This is a genomic window from uncultured Tessaracoccus sp., from assembly GCF_947286155.1.
Classification (GTDB): Bacteria; Actinomycetota; Actinomycetes; order Propionibacteriales; family Propionibacteriaceae; genus Arachnia.
Window position 1 is genome coordinate 28,444 of the sequence record NZ_CAMYPD010000022.1, and the last position, 14,810, is coordinate 43,253.

At 65.5% G+C, this 14,810-nt stretch carries 15 protein-coding genes and 1 tRNA gene; 5 read left to right on the top strand and 11 right to left on the bottom strand.

The window, feature by feature from the left end:
* Positions 1 to 18: 18 nt before the first annotated feature.
* Together Q0X68_RS07195 and Q0X68_RS07200 are read left to right on the top strand one after the other, a co-directional pair.
* Positions 19 to 95, top strand: a tRNA-Pro gene (locus tag Q0X68_RS07195).
* Positions 96 to 452: 357 nt separating this feature from the next.
* A complete protein-coding gene (locus Q0X68_RS07200) occupies positions 453 to 1,325 on the top strand; it encodes an aminotransferase class IV (RefSeq protein ID WP_297749601.1) in 873 nt (290 codons plus the stop codon).
* A 9-nt stretch (positions 1,326 to 1,334) separates the two neighbouring features.
* On the opposite strand, the gene Q0X68_RS07205 is transcribed toward Q0X68_RS07200, so the two are convergent.
* The 6 genes from Q0X68_RS07205 to Q0X68_RS07230 are packed head-to-tail and all read right to left on the bottom strand — an operon-like array spanning position 1,335 to position 5,927.
* Positions 1,335 to 1,907, bottom strand: a complete 573-nt coding sequence (locus Q0X68_RS07205; RefSeq protein ID WP_297749604.1) for a hypothetical protein — start codon at positions 1,905 to 1,907, stop codon at positions 1,335 to 1,337.
* Positions 1,907 to 2,527 (bottom strand): hypothetical protein, encoded by a 621-nt coding sequence (locus Q0X68_RS07210; RefSeq protein WP_297749607.1) that lies wholly within the window; start codon positions 2,525 to 2,527, stop codon positions 1,907 to 1,909. The genes Q0X68_RS07205 and Q0X68_RS07210 overlap by 1 nt, the downstream gene beginning before the upstream one ends.
* Complete coding sequence (locus tag Q0X68_RS07215; RefSeq protein ID WP_297749609.1) at positions 2,524 to 3,816, bottom strand: thymidine phosphorylase; 1,293 nt, start codon at positions 3,814 to 3,816, stop codon at positions 2,524 to 2,526. The genes Q0X68_RS07210 and Q0X68_RS07215 overlap by 4 nt, the downstream gene beginning before the upstream one ends.
* Positions 3,817 to 3,863: 47 nt before the next feature.
* Positions 3,864 to 4,262, bottom strand: a complete 399-nt coding sequence (locus Q0X68_RS07220; RefSeq protein ID WP_297749612.1) for a type II toxin-antitoxin system VapC family toxin — start codon at positions 4,260 to 4,262, stop codon at positions 3,864 to 3,866.
* Entirely contained in the window at positions 4,256 to 4,498 is a 243-nt protein-coding gene (locus tag Q0X68_RS07225; RefSeq protein ID WP_297749614.1) for an antitoxin, read from the bottom strand. The genes Q0X68_RS07220 and Q0X68_RS07225 overlap by 7 nt, the downstream gene beginning before the upstream one ends.
* 34 nt (positions 4,499 to 4,532) lie before the next feature.
* Positions 4,533 to 5,927: an amidase gene (locus Q0X68_RS07230; protein ID WP_297749616.1), complete on the bottom strand. Its 1,395-nt coding sequence runs from the start codon at positions 5,925 to 5,927 to the stop codon at positions 4,533 to 4,535.
* A 163-nt stretch (positions 5,928 to 6,090) separates the two neighbouring features.
* Here Q0X68_RS07230 and Q0X68_RS07235 point away from each other — a divergent pair, with 163 nt between their 5' ends.
* The 3 genes from Q0X68_RS07235 to Q0X68_RS07245 all read left to right on the top strand — a co-directional run bounded on the left by Q0X68_RS07235 (position 6,091) and on the right by Q0X68_RS07245 (position 9,420).
* On the top strand, positions 6,091 to 6,504 hold the full coding sequence (locus Q0X68_RS07235) for a hypothetical protein (RefSeq protein ID WP_297749619.1): 414 nt from the start codon (positions 6,091 to 6,093) through the stop codon (positions 6,502 to 6,504).
* A complete protein-coding gene (locus Q0X68_RS07240) occupies positions 6,501 to 7,670 on the top strand; it encodes an MFS transporter (RefSeq protein ID WP_297749622.1) in 1,170 nt (389 codons plus the stop codon). Before Q0X68_RS07235 ends, Q0X68_RS07240 begins: the two co-directional genes overlap by 4 nt.
* 73 nt (positions 7,671 to 7,743) lie before the next feature.
* The gene (locus Q0X68_RS07245; RefSeq protein WP_297749625.1) at positions 7,744 to 9,420 is read left to right on the top strand and encodes a long-chain-fatty-acid--CoA ligase; all 1,677 of its coding nucleotides are present in this window, start codon (positions 7,744 to 7,746) and stop codon (positions 9,418 to 9,420) included.
* 302 nt (positions 9,421 to 9,722) lie between these two features.
* On the opposite strand, the gene Q0X68_RS07250 is transcribed toward Q0X68_RS07245, so the two are convergent.
* The 5 genes from Q0X68_RS07250 to Q0X68_RS07270 form a co-directional block, all read right to left on the bottom strand.
* Positions 9,723 to 10,439, bottom strand: a complete 717-nt coding sequence (locus Q0X68_RS07250) for an L-ribulose-5-phosphate 4-epimerase (protein WP_297749628.1) — start codon at positions 10,437 to 10,439, stop codon at positions 9,723 to 9,725.
* 374 nt (positions 10,440 to 10,813) lie between these two features.
* Positions 10,814 to 11,338, bottom strand: coding sequence for a methylated-DNA--[protein]-cysteine S-methyltransferase (locus tag Q0X68_RS07255; protein ID WP_297749630.1), 525 nt, complete (start codon positions 11,336 to 11,338; stop codon positions 10,814 to 10,816).
* A gap of 34 nt (positions 11,339 to 11,372) precedes the next feature.
* Complete coding sequence (gene recR, locus Q0X68_RS07260; protein WP_297749633.1) at positions 11,373 to 11,981, bottom strand: recombination mediator RecR; 609 nt, start codon at positions 11,979 to 11,981, stop codon at positions 11,373 to 11,375.
* Positions 11,982 to 12,284: a YbaB/EbfC family nucleoid-associated protein gene (locus Q0X68_RS07265; protein ID WP_297749636.1), complete on the bottom strand. Its 303-nt coding sequence runs from the start codon at positions 12,282 to 12,284 to the stop codon at positions 11,982 to 11,984.
* Between the two features lie 51 nt (positions 12,285 to 12,335).
* Entirely contained in the window at positions 12,336 to 14,459 is a 2,124-nt protein-coding gene (locus Q0X68_RS07270; protein WP_297749639.1) for a DNA polymerase III subunit gamma and tau, read from the bottom strand.
* Positions 14,460 to 14,810 lie beyond the last annotated feature (351 nt).

Sequence of the window (14,810 nt, forward strand, 5' to 3'; positions counted from 1 at the left end):
CGTCGGCTCATTTGCCGCCGGGGTGTGGCGCAGTTTGGTAGCGCGCGTCGTTCGGGACGACGAGGCCGCAGGTTCAAATCCTGTCACCCCGACCAATCGAAGTTCTATGAATCAAACCCACAGCGCCGTTGGTGGAGTAGCCGCTCAGCGCCGTTGGTTGAGTAGTTCGCTCCGAGCCGGTGGTTGAGTAGCCCGCGAAGCGGGCGTATCGAAACCGCGTCTGCTAGGTGGCAGATTGTGGTCCGTGTTTGGGCGCAAATCTGCCACTGAAGGTCTTCCTGGATGATTTCGACTCGCGGGCTGCGCCCGCGGCTCAATCGTCTGTGGGTGGGGGCGAGCGAGGTGGTCGAGTAGCGGGTGCCCGCCCGTCCCGGTGGTTGAGTAGCCCGCGAAGCGGACGTATCGAAACCCCACAGGCAACCTATTATCCCGGGCGCGCTACGCTCAGCGCCATGGACGTGCTCGTGTTACTCACCCCTCAACATCCCGAAGGCGTACTCGTCGATGCCGACGCACCGCACTTCTCCCCTCGCGCGCAAGGCATCGCCCGCGGCGATGGCATCTTCGAGACCATGCTGTTCGATGGCGATCGTGTGAAGAAGATGGGCGAGCATCTGTGGAGGCTGCGCCGCTCCGGCACTATCACCGACATCGACGTACCTGCCGACGAGCACTGGCGCACCGCAGTCGACACCGCGCTGAGCGCCTGGCGCTACGAACCCCTCGAGGGCATGATCCCCCATGAGGCGATGGTCAAGCTCTTCGTCATGCGAGGCTATGCACCCGAAAACCCCGACGGCTACGCATGGGTGGTGGTCACCCCACTCCCGGCAGCGCTTCGGCCCGAACATCCCATCCGCGTCGCGCTGCTCAGCCGCGGCTTCTCGTCCACGACGGCCCATGCGTCGCCGTGGCTACTGCTCGGCGCCAAGACCCTCAGCTACGCCACCAATATGGCGGCGTTGCGCGAGGCCCGGCGTCGCGGAGCTGACGACGTGATCTTCACCACCACCGACGACTTCGTTCTCGAAGCGCCAACCGCCAGCGTATTCATCAAGCGGGGCCGAACGCTCATCACTCCTCCGACCGACGTCGGTATCTTGCCCGGCACCACACAGCGCGTCCTCTTCCGCGCTGCACAGCAGCACGGATGGGATGCCACCGTCGAGCGCCTCACACCGAGCGACCTCCTCGCCGCCGATGGCGTGTGGTTGAGCTCCAGCGGAAGGCTGCTCTCGCAGGTGGGTTGGATCGACGGTCAAGCAATCTCGCTCGACGATGCTGCACATCGAGAGCTCAGCCAGATCTTGCGGGATACCGAATAATCGCGACGGCTACCAGAAACGCACGCTGCCGTCGTTGTCTTCGCAACGCAAGCCTTCCCCATTCAGGTAGGGAACTTGCGCGGGGACGACGGCGTCGGCGAGCTCCTGGCAAGCAGGCGTATCAGGAGCGGTGAGCACAGCCGGAACCCACCCGTCGCCTTCCTGCGCAACGATCCCAGTGCTCTCCTCCGGACCACAACCGATGATGCTCACGACGGCGAAGCCAGCCGGGTGATACCCCACCACGGAGGTTTCCACGGGGCAGTCGTCGGCGCCTTCCTCGCCCTCATTCGCGGTGACGACGTCGAGCACCGTCTCTTTCAGATACGTCCTCAAACTCGCGGGCACATCGACGGCGTCGATCTCCTCGTCGGTGAGCATCGACGTCGCGTCGAGAGTACGCCAGCTTCCCTCCACGGACGGCGTCTCGACTGGCGTTGCGTCGGGAGTGGATGGCGCAGACGAAGCCGCGGAGGGGGCGCCGGATGAGGGGGAAGCGTCAGGGGTGGGCGGTGACGACGGCTCCCCACCAGCACAGCCCACCAGCAGCAAGGCGGCTCCTACCAATGCGCTGCGACGCATCAATAGCGCTCCGTACCCGAGCCCGTCGAGCAGGCCAGCCCGTCGGGGAACAGCTTCGACGTGGGCACGCCCTTGGGCACCCCGGCCTTCTCGAACTCGGAACACGCGGGCACTGCAGTGAACTCGACAAGCTCTTCGATATCACCGTCGTTCGGGCCATAGACGAACAGCGCGGCACCGTCGCAAATGCCCGTCTCGTCGGCCACCAGGTAGCCGTCGGAGTGGGCGGCGAACAGTGTCATTTCAAGCTCACACGGCTCTCCCAGCCTGCTCTTGAGATAGTGGGCGATCTCAGCACTCACGGGCAGCGCGTCGACCTCGCTAGCGCTGGACAGCTTCGTGTCGAGCACACTCCACCCAGATTTCGGAGCCGGCGCGCTACTCGTCGTGGATTCGCTCGGAGACGGCTCCGCAGGGGATTCACTCGGCGCCGACGTCTCCTCCGCGGGCGTCGCCTCGGACGGCTCCGGCTCCGGCGTTGGTTCCTCGGCGGGCTCTTCCGACTCGCTCGCCGACGGCGCCGCCGGAGGAGGCGTTTGCTCGGCGTTGCTGCCTGGACCAGGAGCACAAGCCGTCAGCGCGCACACCAAGGCGACGGCTACCCCGATTCGTACCCTCATGCCGCGTCCTTCCCTGCGATTCTGCCGAGCACGATACCTGGCACCTCTGGCGCCTCCGCGGCATACCCGACGGCACCCTCCAGCGCCGCGAGTGCGCGCTCGAAGCGTTCGGGGGTATCGGTGTGCAGCGTCATCAGCGGCTGACCGGCCTCGACGTGGTCGCCGGGTTTGGCATGGAGCTCAACACCGGCCACGGCCTGCACTGGATCGTCCTTACGTGCGCGGCCGGCACCCAACCGCCACGCAGCGATGCCGACGTCCCACGCATCCATCTTGGTGACGTATCCCGACTCAGCTGCGTGCACCACCTCTTGGTGCTTCGCCACGGGGAGCGGCGCGTCGGGATCGCCATCTTGGGCGGCGATCATGCGTCGCCACACATCCATGGCGCGGCCATCACTCAGCGCAGCCTCGACGTCGACGTCGGACTTCCCGTGCGCAGCGAGCATCTCTCGAGCGAGGGTGCAGGTGAGTTCAACGACGTCGGCGGGGCCCCCTCCTGCGAGGACTTCGACGGCCTCGCGCACCTCGAGCGCATTACCGGCGGTGAGGCCGAGCGGGGTGTTCATGTTGGTGAGCAGTGCGACGGTGTGGACGCCGGCGTCGGTGCCGAGATCAACCATGGTGCGCGCGAGCTCGCGGGCCTCGTCGAGTGTGCGCATGAAGGCTCCGGAACCCACCTTGACGTCGAGCACGAGCGCGCTGGTGCCCTCGGCGATCTTCTTGCTCATGATGGAGCTGGCGATGAGTGGGATGGTGTCGACGGTGCCGGTGATGTCGCGGAGTGCGTAGAGCTTCTTGTCGGCGGGCGCCAACCCTGAGCCCGCTGCGCAAATCACGGCGCCGATGTCGTCGAGTTGCCGGAGCATCTCGTCGTTGCTGAGCGCGGCACGCCAGCCCGGGATGGCTTCGAGTTTGTCGAGGGTGCCGCCGGTGTGCCCGAGCCCACGGCCTGACAGCTGCGGCACCGCGACGTCGAAGACCGCGACGAGCGGAGCGAGCGGCAGCGTGATTTTGTCTCCGACACCGCCCGTGGAGTGCTTGTCAGATGTGGGTTTGGTGAGCGACGAGAAGCTCATTCGCTCGCCGGATGCGATCATGGCCTGCGTCCAGCGGGCAATTTCTTCCCGCGTCATGCCGCGCAGGAAAATGGCCATGGCAAGTGCGGCCATCTGCTCGTCGCCGACCGCGCCGCGCGTGTACGCGTCGATCACCCAATCAATTTCCTCGGGGCCGAGCGCTCCACCGTCGCGCTTGGTTCGGATGAGATCCACCACGTCAAACTGCATGTCCCAACCTTATCTGTGGCCACTGACAATTCTGCGCCGCCGTGGCGTCAGACCATCCAATTCTCGACGTTGAGCCCCGGCACTCGGCGAAAGTCGCGCTCGTTCGCGGTGACGACGGTCTGCCCATGTGCGAGGGCCTCTGCCGCAATCCAGGTGTCGTTCACCCCGATTGGCGTACCTGCGCGGCGGAGCTGGGCGCGCACGACGCCACACTGACGCGCCACGGTATCCCCGAAGGCATTGCGGGGAAAGGAGTGATACACCCACTCCAGCATCTCCGCTTGGTCAGCGGACTGCGACAGCTGCCGCCCCGTCTCCAGCTCCCCCTGGACGATGGGAGATAGCCTGATCGTCTGAGGTGAGCAGCGCTGCATCCGTTGTACGACTGATTCGTTCCCTCGCAGGAGTTCAATCCAGATACTCGTATCGAGCAGGTACGTCACCATTGCGGCACCGGCTCCTCATCGATCTCGTCCTCGAAGTCCGGAAAGTTCTCGAAGGCTCCTGGGTGCCGCGGCAGACCGTCGAGGAATTCCTGCATGGTGAGGGGTTTGGGGCGCAAGATGAGCGCGTCGCCGTCGACTTCGATGGTGACCTTGTCCGTTGAGAACGCCAGGTCCTTCGGGATGCGCACGGCCTGCGAGTTGCCGGACTTGAAGACGGTGGTCGTGCGGGGCGTCATCGTTCCTCCTCGATGTATATACAGGAAGTATATACTAGATGGGAACAGCCGCCATCCCTTCGAGCTCCACGCCGAGCTGCACCAGCGTCGGTTCCTCTCCCGGCCGGCCGATGAGTTGCACGCTCATGGAAAGCCCGTCGGCGAGTGACAGCGTCGGCAGCGAGAGCGACGGCAGTCCCGCGACGTTCACCACAGCCCCGTGCGGCGAATACTCGCACTGGCGACGGAAGTTGACCTCGGGGTCATCGCCGAACCAGCCGACCGGTCGCGGGGTGAGTGCCGTCGTCGGGGTGAGCACCGCGTCGAACGGATCGAACGCATCGACGATGGCTTGCTCGTGGTGATGCAGCGTGCGCACCGCATCCACGATCTCCTGCGCGCTAACCCGTCGCCCCGCCTCGACGAAGCCGCGCGTGAGCGGCTCCAACTGCGACACCTGCTCGTCGGTGAGCCCCAACCCCGCCGCGTTCGCGTGCCACAGGGTCTGGAACGCCTGCGCGAACCCTGGGAGCGCTGGCCCGGCCACATCTTCGACGGCGTGCCCCGCGTCGCTCAGGAGCGTCGCCGCACGCTCCATTGCGGCGCTGGCTTCGGCAGAGGCCGGCGTGGCAGCCACGCCCTCCCACGGCGTGAGCCCGTGCAGCACCCCGACGCGGCGCCTGCGGCCAGGGTGGGTGGCCGCAAGCAGCGAGCCACCGTCGAGTTCCGGACAGCGGAGCGTGGTGTGGTGGAGCGTCCGGCCATCTCGGCGCTCGATCAGCGCGTCGAAGAGGAGGGCAGCGTCGGCCACGCTGCGCGCCAGCGTTCCGGCCACCGCCAGCTGCCCAAGCGAGCCCTGCCCGTCCATCGCCGGCACTCGCCCACGCGAAGGCTTGAGCCCGACGACGCCACACGCCGCCGCGGGAATCCGCACGGACCCGCCCGCATCCGAGCCGGGCGCGAAGGGCAGCAGTCGGGCCTTCACCGCCGCAGCAGCCCCACCGCTCGAACCCCCAGCCCCCAGCCCTGGATGCTCGGGGATGGTGGTGTCGCCATGGAGTTCGCTCGATGTGTAGCCAGCGAACCCGAACTCAGGCGTGGCCGTTTTCCCCAGCGAGACTGCGCCAGCGTAATCGAACTGCATCGTCAGCGGATCGCTGCGCTCGGCAACGAAGCCTCGAAACGCGCGCGAACCATACGTGGTGACGGTACCCGCCCGCTGGTGCAGGTCTTTGTCGGCCAGCGGCATGCCGTGGATGACGCCCACCGGTTCGCGGGCATCCAATTCCCGGGCGCGAGCCAGCGCTAGCTCGGGCGTGACGAGGGTGAACGCGTTGGTGTGGTCGTCGGCGATGCGGTCCAGGAAATGTCGCGTTACTTCCTCGCTGCTGAGCTCGCGGCGGCGCAGGGCGTCGCGTAGCTCCACCGCCAACAGCTCGCTCACATCCATGCGCCTACTCTAGGGCGGCGCCCGCCGAGCTTGGCGCAGCCGATACCTAACCCGATATCCACACGCGTTTCCCGAAACGGGCGATTTTGGCCGGTTTCAGCAAACGCGTGTGGATATCGGGTTAGCTTTGCCGTGCTCTCTACGTTCTGCGACGATTACGCAGGTGGCACGCTTCATGTGGTTGATCTGGCTCGCGGGCAGCGCTGTGCTCGTCTGGGCGCTCGCGCAAACAGGATGGACGCCCGCCCTCGTCATGGTGGCGGTGGGGCTGTTGCTCGTCGCCTATTGGCTCTCCCCCTGGTACGGCGGCATCTCCCGCAAAGAACGCGACGTGCGCGCCCTGCCCGCTGACGAGCGCCGGCTGATCATCTATTGGCGCCCGGCCGATATCTTCTCGACGCGGCTGCGCGGCGGGCTCGGAAAGCACGGCAAGCGATTCATGTGGATCAACGTCTGGCAGGATTCAGAGGCCGAGCAGCGCGCCAAGAGCCTTGGCGACGGCGTCTACCCGGTGGTGCTCGTCGACGACGAGGTCTACATCAATCCGGATCCGCGAAAGGTGATTGCACTGCTGTGAGTACTGAGGTCCGGCGCGCCCGCTGGGGCGTCACGCTGTGTTTCGTGCTGAACGGCGTCGCGTGGTCGACGCTGCTGCCACGCTTCCCCGAGATCAAGGAGTCGCTCGAGATTCGCGACTGGGTGTGGGGGTTCATCATCGCACTGGGGCCGATCGCAGGCCTCATGCTGGGCATGTTCACTGCGAAGCTGATGCGACGATTCCAGTCGGCCGGCGTCGCAGTGATGTTCCAGACGTTCGGGATTCTCTGCCTCAACATTCTGGGCAACGCACCCAACGCTGCCGTGTTCGCCGCCGGGGTGGTGTTGATGATGTCGGCAGACTCCGTCACGGACATCGCTATGAATGCCCACGGCTTGCGTGTGCAGCAGCGGTACGGGCGCTCAATCTTCAACGGCTTCCATGCCTGGTGGTCGGTCGGTGCTGTCACGGGCGGTGTCATCGGGTCCGCGTGCGCACAGGCGCGGGTCGACATCTGGCTGCAGTGCCTCGTCGGGAGTCTCGTGTTTGGCTCGCTCGCGCTCCTGGCCAGGCGGTGGATGCTCGACGGCCCGGACCCCGTGCCCGAACAAACTGAAGAAGAACAGCAGCGCCGGTTCATTCCGACGTCGCTCCTGCTGCGCCTCGTTGCGCTGGGCCTGCTGGCTGGCTGCGCCGGCGTCCTCGAGGACGCGTCTGGTTCGTGGAGCCCGATCTACATGCAGCGAATGTTCCCTCACCTCGACCCATTCTTGTGGGGCATGGCGTTCGTCGCGCTCCAGGGCACCCAGATGGTGGCGCGCTTCGTCGGCGACGCCGTCGTGGATCGCCTCGGCCAACGCTTCACCATCACGTTGGGGATGCTGCTCGCGACGGTGGGGCTGGGCGCGGCGGTGTGTTTCCCGTCGCCTGCCCTCGCCCTCATCGGGTTTGCGCTTGCGGGCTGGGGCATCGCGACGGCGTTCCCCGCAGCCATGCACGCCGGCGACCAAATGCCAGGGCTCCCGCAGGGCACCGGACTCACCATCGTCACCAGCGTCGCGAGGGTGGGGTTCCTCGTCGGGCCGCCGCTCGTCGGCACCGCGATTGAGCTTGTGGGGATGCGCTGGGGTTTGATCGTGCTCCCCCTCGCCTCGTTCCTGGGACTCATGCTCACCCCTGCCCTGAGCTCACCCAAGCGACGTTGAGCCGAACACGTCTCCAGGAGGTGTGGCGGCCCGGCGGGGCGAAGCCCCAAGTACGGGCGGTATTCTGGGGCGCATGAGCACTGTGCATCCTTGGGTTCAGCACTACCAGGCCGGGGTGCCGGCCGAGATCGAGATGCCCCGCACCTCGCTCGTCGAGATGTGTGAGGAATCGGTGCGGCAGGCGGGAGACGCCGTCGCGATGGAGTTCTTCGGCCATGAGACGACGTACGCGCAGCTGGGCGACGAGATCGCCCGCGCCGCGGAGGGCCTGCGCCGGCTGGGTGTGAAGCCCGGCGACCGCGTCGGCCTCGTGCTGCCCAACTGTCCGCAGCACGTCGTGGCGTTCTACGCCGTGCTGCGCGTGGGTGGGGTCGTCGTCGAGCACAACCCCCTGTACACCGCCCGCGAGCTGCGACACATGTTCGAAGACCATCGTGCGGAGGTCATCATCGCTTGGGACGTCGCCGTCGAGAAGGTCGACGATCTGCCGCGTGACCTGGGCGTTCGTCGCATCATCGCCGTGAATCTGCTCGACGAGATGCCCAAGCCGATGCGCTTTGCCCTACATCTGCCGCTGCGCAAATTGCGCGCCGCCCGCGCGTCACTGCACAAGAAAGCGCCAGGCGCGCTGACCTGGAAAGATCTCCTATCCGCGCCCCCTATCAACCCCGAGCATGGCCGCCCCGAGCTCGACGACCTCGCGGTGATCCAGTACACGTCGGGCACCACGGGCACGCCGAAGGGCGCGATGCTCACTCACCGGAATCTGTACTGCAACGCGTTACAGGGGGCGGCGTGGATGCACGACGCGAAGGTGGGGCGCGAGACGAGCTACGCGCTGCTGCCCATGTTCCACGCGTTCGGCATGACGCTGTACCTCACGTTCGGCATCTACAAGCAGATGCGCATCGTGCTGTTCCCCAAGTTCGATATCGACATGGTGCTGAAGGCGTGGAAGAAATCGCCGGCGACGGTGTACTGCGCCGTACCGCCGATTTACCAGAAGACGGCAGCGACGGCGCGCGAGCGCGGCGTCGACATCTCGTCGGCGAAGTTCTGCATCTCCGGCGCGATGGCGCTCACCGACGAGATCGTCGCCGACTGGGAATCCGTCTCCGGAGGGCTGCTCGTCGAGGGCTACGGGCTCACGGAGTCGTCGCCCGTCGCGCTCGGCAACCCGTTCGCGCCGACCAGGCGCACCGGCACCATCGGCATCCCGTTCCCATCCACCGAGATGAAGGTGGTGCGCCCAGATCATCTGGACGAGGAGGTCGCCATCGGCGAATCGGGCGAGCTGCTCATCCGCGGCCCGCAGGTATTCCAGGGCTACTGGGAGAATCCGGAGGAGACCGCCAAGATGCTGCTGCCGGGCGGTTGGCTGCGTACCGGCGACGTGGTTGTCCAGGATGAAGACCTGTTCACCACCATCGTTGACCGGGTGAAGGAGCTCATCATCACCGGCGGGTTCAACGTCTCCCCCAGCGAGGTTGAGCGGGTACTGCGCACTCACGACGCCATCACCGACGCGGCCGTCGTCGGGCGAAAGAATTCTGGCGGGGGTGAGGATGTCGTCGCGGTCATCACGATCGCCGACGGCGAGCAGGCACCGTCATTGGAGGAGCTGCGGCAGTTCTGCAAGCAGTCGCTGGCGGCCTACAAGGTGCCACGCGACATGCGCATCGTCGACGAGCTCCCCCGCTCCATGCTGGGCAAGGTGCTGCGCAAACAGGTGCAGGAAGAACTGCTCTGAGCAGGTTTAACCCGCCTCGTCGAGGCGAAACAGCTCGACGAGGCGGGTCACCATCATCAGCAACACGCCGAGCTTGCGACGCGTCGATGAATACCCACAACCGTTTAGCGAGTGGGCGCGCTCCGCGCTTGAGCCCACTCGTCATCATGTCGATGGGGTTCTTGATGAGCTGGCCAGGCCCGTGCCGGTCTGCTTCGGCTGACCCTCGGCGCTCGGGCAGCTACCTTCGGCGAAGGTCCTACGTGCCGGTATAGAACAAAATCTTCGCACCTTCAAAAGATGACTGCGCCGTCGAACTGTCTTTACTGTTGCCCATACACGTTCTGGTATCGATCAAATAGCGAATCAATGAGATTTTGTTCAATGGGAATCGGATCGCCGAGCTGGCGGGAGATGTGCACCGTTCGAGCAACTTCTTCACACATCACAGCTGCCTTGACCGCATCGCGCGCATCTGTTCCGATAGTGAACGGCCCGTGATTTTGCATGAGTACAGCACGGCTGCGGGATCCTTGCAACGTTTCGACGATGCCTCGACCAATGGAGTCGTCCCCAATGAGCGCAAACGGGCCAACCGGGATCTCGCCACCAAACTCATCGCCCATCATCGTGAGCACGCAAGGAATAGCTTCACCACGTGCGGCCCACGCCGTCGCATACGTGGAATGCGTGTGAACCACACCTCCCACATCTTCCATTTGTGCGTACACGTACGCGTGGGCGGCAGTGTCACTCGATGGTTTCAGCCTGTCTGCCGTTCCGTCGTCAATCTTCTTGCCATCGAGCGTGCAGACCACCATCTTCTCGGGAGCGAGTTCGTCGTACGAGACCCCTGACGGCTTAATCACCAGCAGATCTTCACCGATCACATCCGCGCAACGAATACGCTGGGAGACATTTCCTGCAGTCCACACGACAAGCTCCCATCGAGGCAGCTCAGCATGCAACCTCGCCACCGTTTCACGGACAGCACCAATCTGGTCCTGCAAGTCACGAGGAAAATCTTCGAGTTTCAGCATTGGTCTCACCATCTCCTTGCGTTGCGTCCCTCATGCTGGTGAAGCCGTGATGGTTGGCATTGGAGCATCAGGCAGTCACCGCGTGAGCTTCGAGTGTATCTCTCACGCATTTCTCGAAGACCGCTCCTCATATTGTCGACCCTGCCGATGTTATCGGGGATCTTCTTGCTGCAACGTCCCCGGACATGATGTGCACCGTGTTTCACACGTTCGTCAGCCGCTACCTCAGGGGCACGGGCCAACGCCTGGTGCGCTACGTTCTTGTTCAACAGCCTTGCTGGGCAGCGCTCATGGTACCCATCCATCGCGAAGTGCCGCGACCACCGGCGCAGCGGGATCTGTGCTGGCTGGGCTGACCCGCATCGCCGCAGCGACTAGCTCGCGGCGTAGCTGGCACCGTCCGGCTGTTCGAGCGCAAGCAGAAAGCGTTTCACGTCGAGGCCCCCGCTGTACCCGCCGAGGGTTCCGTCGCTGCGGAGCACGCGGTGGCAAGGGACGATGATGGGCACCGGGTTGGTGGCGCAGGCGGTGCCGACGGCTCTCGCCGCGCGCGGACTCCCCGCCAACCGTGCCACATCCTGGTACGAGGCCGAGCTTCCGTAGGGAATGCGCGGGAGTCGTCGCAGCACCTTGCGTCGGAAGCCCGACGAGAGTGCGTGATCGACGGGCACCGTGAACGCGCGAAGCTGGCCCGCGAAGTAGCACTCGAGCTCGCGAGACACTCCGTCGAGGCGGCTGTTGCTCTGGCGCGCACGGGCGCGGAGGCGCGTCGAAAGCTGCTCCACCACTGCCTCGAATCCCTCGTACTCGAAGGCGACTCTCACCAGCCCCGCATCCGTGGCGGCGAGCAAGAGCGCTCCGACGGGTGACTCCACGGTGCGGTACGCCACGTCACTCACATCATCACCTCTTGAGCGTTCGTCGGGGTGCATGTTAGGGGACGTCGGAGAACATGGAACGGCGCCCCGAGAATGCGCGCCCGAGCGTGACCTGGTCGGCGTATTCCAAGTCGCCACCAACAGGAAGCCCACTGGCTGGGCGTGTGACACGAACACCGAAGTCGCGCAACATGCGCGAGAGATACGACGCTGTGGCCTCACCCTGGGTGTCGGGATCGGTGGCCAGGATCACCTCTTGGATCTCGCCGTCTGCGAGGCGCGTGAATAGCTCCCTGGTGTGGAGATCGCCTGGGCCACGCCCGTCGATGGGGGAAATGGATCCGCCGAGCACGTGATAGAGGCCACGGAACTCGTTGGTGCGTTCGATGGCCACCACATCTTTGGATTCCTCGACGACGCACAGCAGTGAGCGGTCACGTCGCGGGTCTCGGCAGACTCGACACCGGTCTTCCTGCGAGACGTTGAAGCACACCTCACAAAAGCGGGCGTGCTGTTTCACCTGCTGCAGGGTTTCAGCCAGCTTGAATACGTCCTCTTCGGGAGCATCGAGCAGGTGGAACGCGATGCGTTGCGCACTGCGGGGACCGACTCCCGGCAGCCTGCTCAGCTCGTCGATGAGGTTTTGAACGGGACCTTCGTACAACTACATCCCCAGCCCGGGAACCTGCGGCATGGCTTCCACGAGCGCCTGGTCTGCCTCAACCTTCGCGGAACGGAATGCCGCGATAATCAGGTCTTGCAGCGTCTCGATGTCGTCGGCGGCTTCTGACTTGATCTCGATGCCCGTCATGATGCCTTGCCCATTGAGGGTGACCGAGACGAGGTCTCCGCCAGCGGATGCGGTGAAGCTGCGCGACGCCATTTCTTCCTGCGTCTTGGCCATATCTTCTTGCAGCTGCTGCGCCTGTTGCATCAGGGCGTTCATGTCAAAGCCTTCACCGAACATGTGCTTTCCTTTCGTGGGGCTAGGGCCAAGTGTATGAGGTTCGACGGCGGATCAGTATTGAGGCGGAGTGCCTTCCTCCACGGAGATGATCTCCGCCCCGAACTCGTTGCCGAGCAGCTCGGCGGCGTTGTGGGAGCCGTCGAATACTTCGTCGTCGGCCGAAAGATTGGCGTAGTCCGGCTCCGGTTCGGGCTCCGGTTGTGGTGTGGGTGGGCGTTCTTCGACACGGCTGGCGGCAGGCGCACCCGCCTGGCGCTGACCCTGCTCGGCGGTGTTGTCGTCGGCGGTGACACCTTGCACGCGCAGCTCAACGCCGAGCACCTCGATGATGGCCTCTGCCAGGAGGTCGATGGACCCGCCCCGCCCGAAGTTGTCTTTCGCACCGGGGTTGGTGAAGCCGAGCAGTAGCATGCCGTCGCGGACTTCCTGCACGTGCGCGTTCTGGCTGAGCAGCATGTACGTAAACCGTCGACGCCGCTTCACTTCGTCGAGCACGTTGGGCCATGCGCGCCGCAACTCCTCCGTGGTGAGCTGCCCGGCCCGGTTGGGCGCTGCGGCGGGTGCGGACGGTGCGTGTGCAGGACGCTGCGGTGGGGCCTGCTCCGGTGCGCGCTGCGCCGCCGGGGCGCTCCCGGCGGGGCGCTGCGCGGGAGGAGCACCGGCTGGGCGTTGGCCGGTAGGAGCCTGACCCGCCGGACGCTGATCGGCCGGGCGCTGTTGCGGCGCTGACTGCGGCTCCGGGGCGCGCTGCTCCGTCTGTGCGGGCTGTGTGGGGCGCTGCGCGGCTTGCGACGGTGCATCCTCGGCCCGCTGCTGGGACGCGGTACGCGCCTGCCCAGGCACGTCGCGCCATTCCTGCGGGGGTTGGGGCGCGTCGGAGGAGCCCATCATGCCCACGCGGCGTTCGAGCCTGTCCATGCGGGCATGGAGACCGCGCTCGTCGGTGTCGGCTTCGGGCAGCAGCACTCGGGCAGCCATGAGCTCGAGGTGCAGCCTGGGAGCGGTGGTACCGCGCATCTCGGTGAGCCCGACGGCGATCACTTCCGCGGCTCGCGTGAGCTCGCCAGAGCCGAGTGCCGCGGCCTGCGATTTCAGGCGTTCGGCCTGGTCTTCGGGCACTTCGAGGATGCCGTCCTCGGCTGCGGTGGGAACGGCGGCGAGGATCACGAGGTCGCGGAGGCGTCGGAGTAGATCTTCGGCGAAGCGGCGTGGGTCTTGCCCCACCTCGATCACGCGATCGATGGTCTTGAACACGCCCGACGAGTCGCCTGCAGCGAAGGCGTCGACGATGTCGTCGAGCAGTGACTCTGGGGTGTAGCCCAGCAGCGCCGCGGCTTGTTCATATTCGACGCCGTGCTCGCCCGCGCCGCCCAGGAGTTGGTCGAGGACGGAGAGCGAATCTCGCACAGACCCGCCGCCGGCTCGCACCACGAGCGGCAGCACCATCGGGTCGATGTCGACGGCTTCCGCCTCGCAGATTTCCTGGAGGTACGTTGCGAGCGTCTTCGGCGGAACCAGCCGGAACGGGTAATGGTGGGTGCGCGACCGGATGGTGCCAATCACCTTCTCCGGCTCCGTCGTCGCGAAGATGAACTTCGCGTGCGGAGGCGGCTCCTCGACGAGCTTCAACAGCGCATTGAAGCCCGCAGGGGTGACCATGTGGGCCTCGTCGACGATGTAGATCTTGTAGCGGCTTGCCACGGGCGCGAAAAATGCTCGCTCACGGAGGTCGCGGGCGTCGTCGACGCCGCCGTGACTAGCCGCGTCGATCTCTATGACATCGATGGAGCCAGGACCGCCGCGCGCCAAGTCGATGCATGACTGACACTCGCCGCACGGGGTTGCCGTCGGGCCTTGTTCACAGTTCAGGCAGCGTGCCAGGATGCGCGCCGAGGTGGTTTTGCCGCAGCCGCGCGGGCCGGAGAAGAGGTACGCGTGCCCCACCTTGTTGTTCTGTAGCGCGCGCTGGAGCGGCACGGTGACGTGGTCTTGGCCGATGACATCAGCGAAGGTGTCGGGGCGGTAGCGACGATAGAGCGCCAGCGGCGCGTCGGGAATGGCGCGCTGGGCGGCCTCAGACGGTTGCGATGTGGGCGTGGCTTCGCCGCCGACGCTGCCTCCCGCCGGCGCTGCGGGTGCATCGTCGCCGAACAGATCGGGGCCGTCTTGCTGCATCGGCTCCTCGAGCTCTTCGTCGAACGCCCCATCTGCCTGGATGGGTTCGTCGAACAGCGAGTATTCGTCGTCGTCTTCCACATCCCCCACCCTATTGCACCCCACTGACAATCTCCGCCGCTCCCCGAAACCTGTGGAAAGCTCACCATTCGGTTGCCCGTCGCCACACGCCCCGGCCCCTCGCCTGCCGACCGGCAGACGTAACCTGTGCGGCAACTGAGCGGCACTGGTGTCACTTGCCCAGGCGGAGCGGGGCGTCGTCGGGAGGCAGGTGACACTTGATCCGCAACTGAGCCGTGTGATGTCTCAGGACATGGGTGACGTTTCTGTGTCAGGACATTGGTGACAGTT

Bases quoted from the DNA above. Each gene is read 5' to 3' on its own strand.
- Q0X68_RS07230 (WP_297749616.1), bottom strand. From the start codon at position 5,927: ATGGATGTGAGCGAGCTGTTGGCGGTGGAGCTACGCGACGCCCTGCGC.
- Q0X68_RS07265 (WP_297749636.1), bottom strand. From the start codon at position 12,284: ATGTTCGGTGAAGGCTTTGACATGAACGCCCTGATGCAACAGGCGCAG.
- Q0X68_RS07250 (WP_297749628.1), bottom strand. From the start codon at position 10,439: ATGCTGAAACTCGAAGATTTTCCTCGTGACTTGCAGGACCAGATTGGT.
- Q0X68_RS07270 (WP_297749639.1), bottom strand. From the start codon at position 14,459: ATGCAGCAAGACGGCCCCGATCTGTTCGGCGACGATGCACCCGCAGCG.
- Q0X68_RS07215 (WP_297749609.1), bottom strand. From the start codon at position 3,816: ATGCAGTTTGACGTGGTGGATCTCATCCGAACCAAGCGCGACGGTGGA.
- Q0X68_RS07210 (WP_297749607.1), bottom strand. From the start codon at position 2,527: ATGAGGGTACGAATCGGGGTAGCCGTCGCCTTGGTGTGCGCGCTGACG.
- Q0X68_RS07245 (WP_297749625.1), top strand. From the start codon at position 7,744: ATGAGCACTGTGCATCCTTGGGTTCAGCACTACCAGGCCGGGGTGCCG.
- Q0X68_RS07220 (WP_297749612.1), bottom strand. From the start codon at position 4,262: ATGGTGACGTACCTGCTCGATACGAGTATCTGGATTGAACTCCTGCGA.
- Q0X68_RS07205 (WP_297749604.1), bottom strand. From the start codon at position 1,907: ATGCGTCGCAGCGCATTGGTAGGAGCCGCCTTGCTGCTGGTGGGCTGT.
- Q0X68_RS07225 (WP_297749614.1), bottom strand. From the start codon at position 4,498: ATGACGCCCCGCACGACCACCGTCTTCAAGTCCGGCAACTCGCAGGCC.
- Q0X68_RS07200 (WP_297749601.1), top strand. From the start codon at position 453: ATGGACGTGCTCGTGTTACTCACCCCTCAACATCCCGAAGGCGTACTC.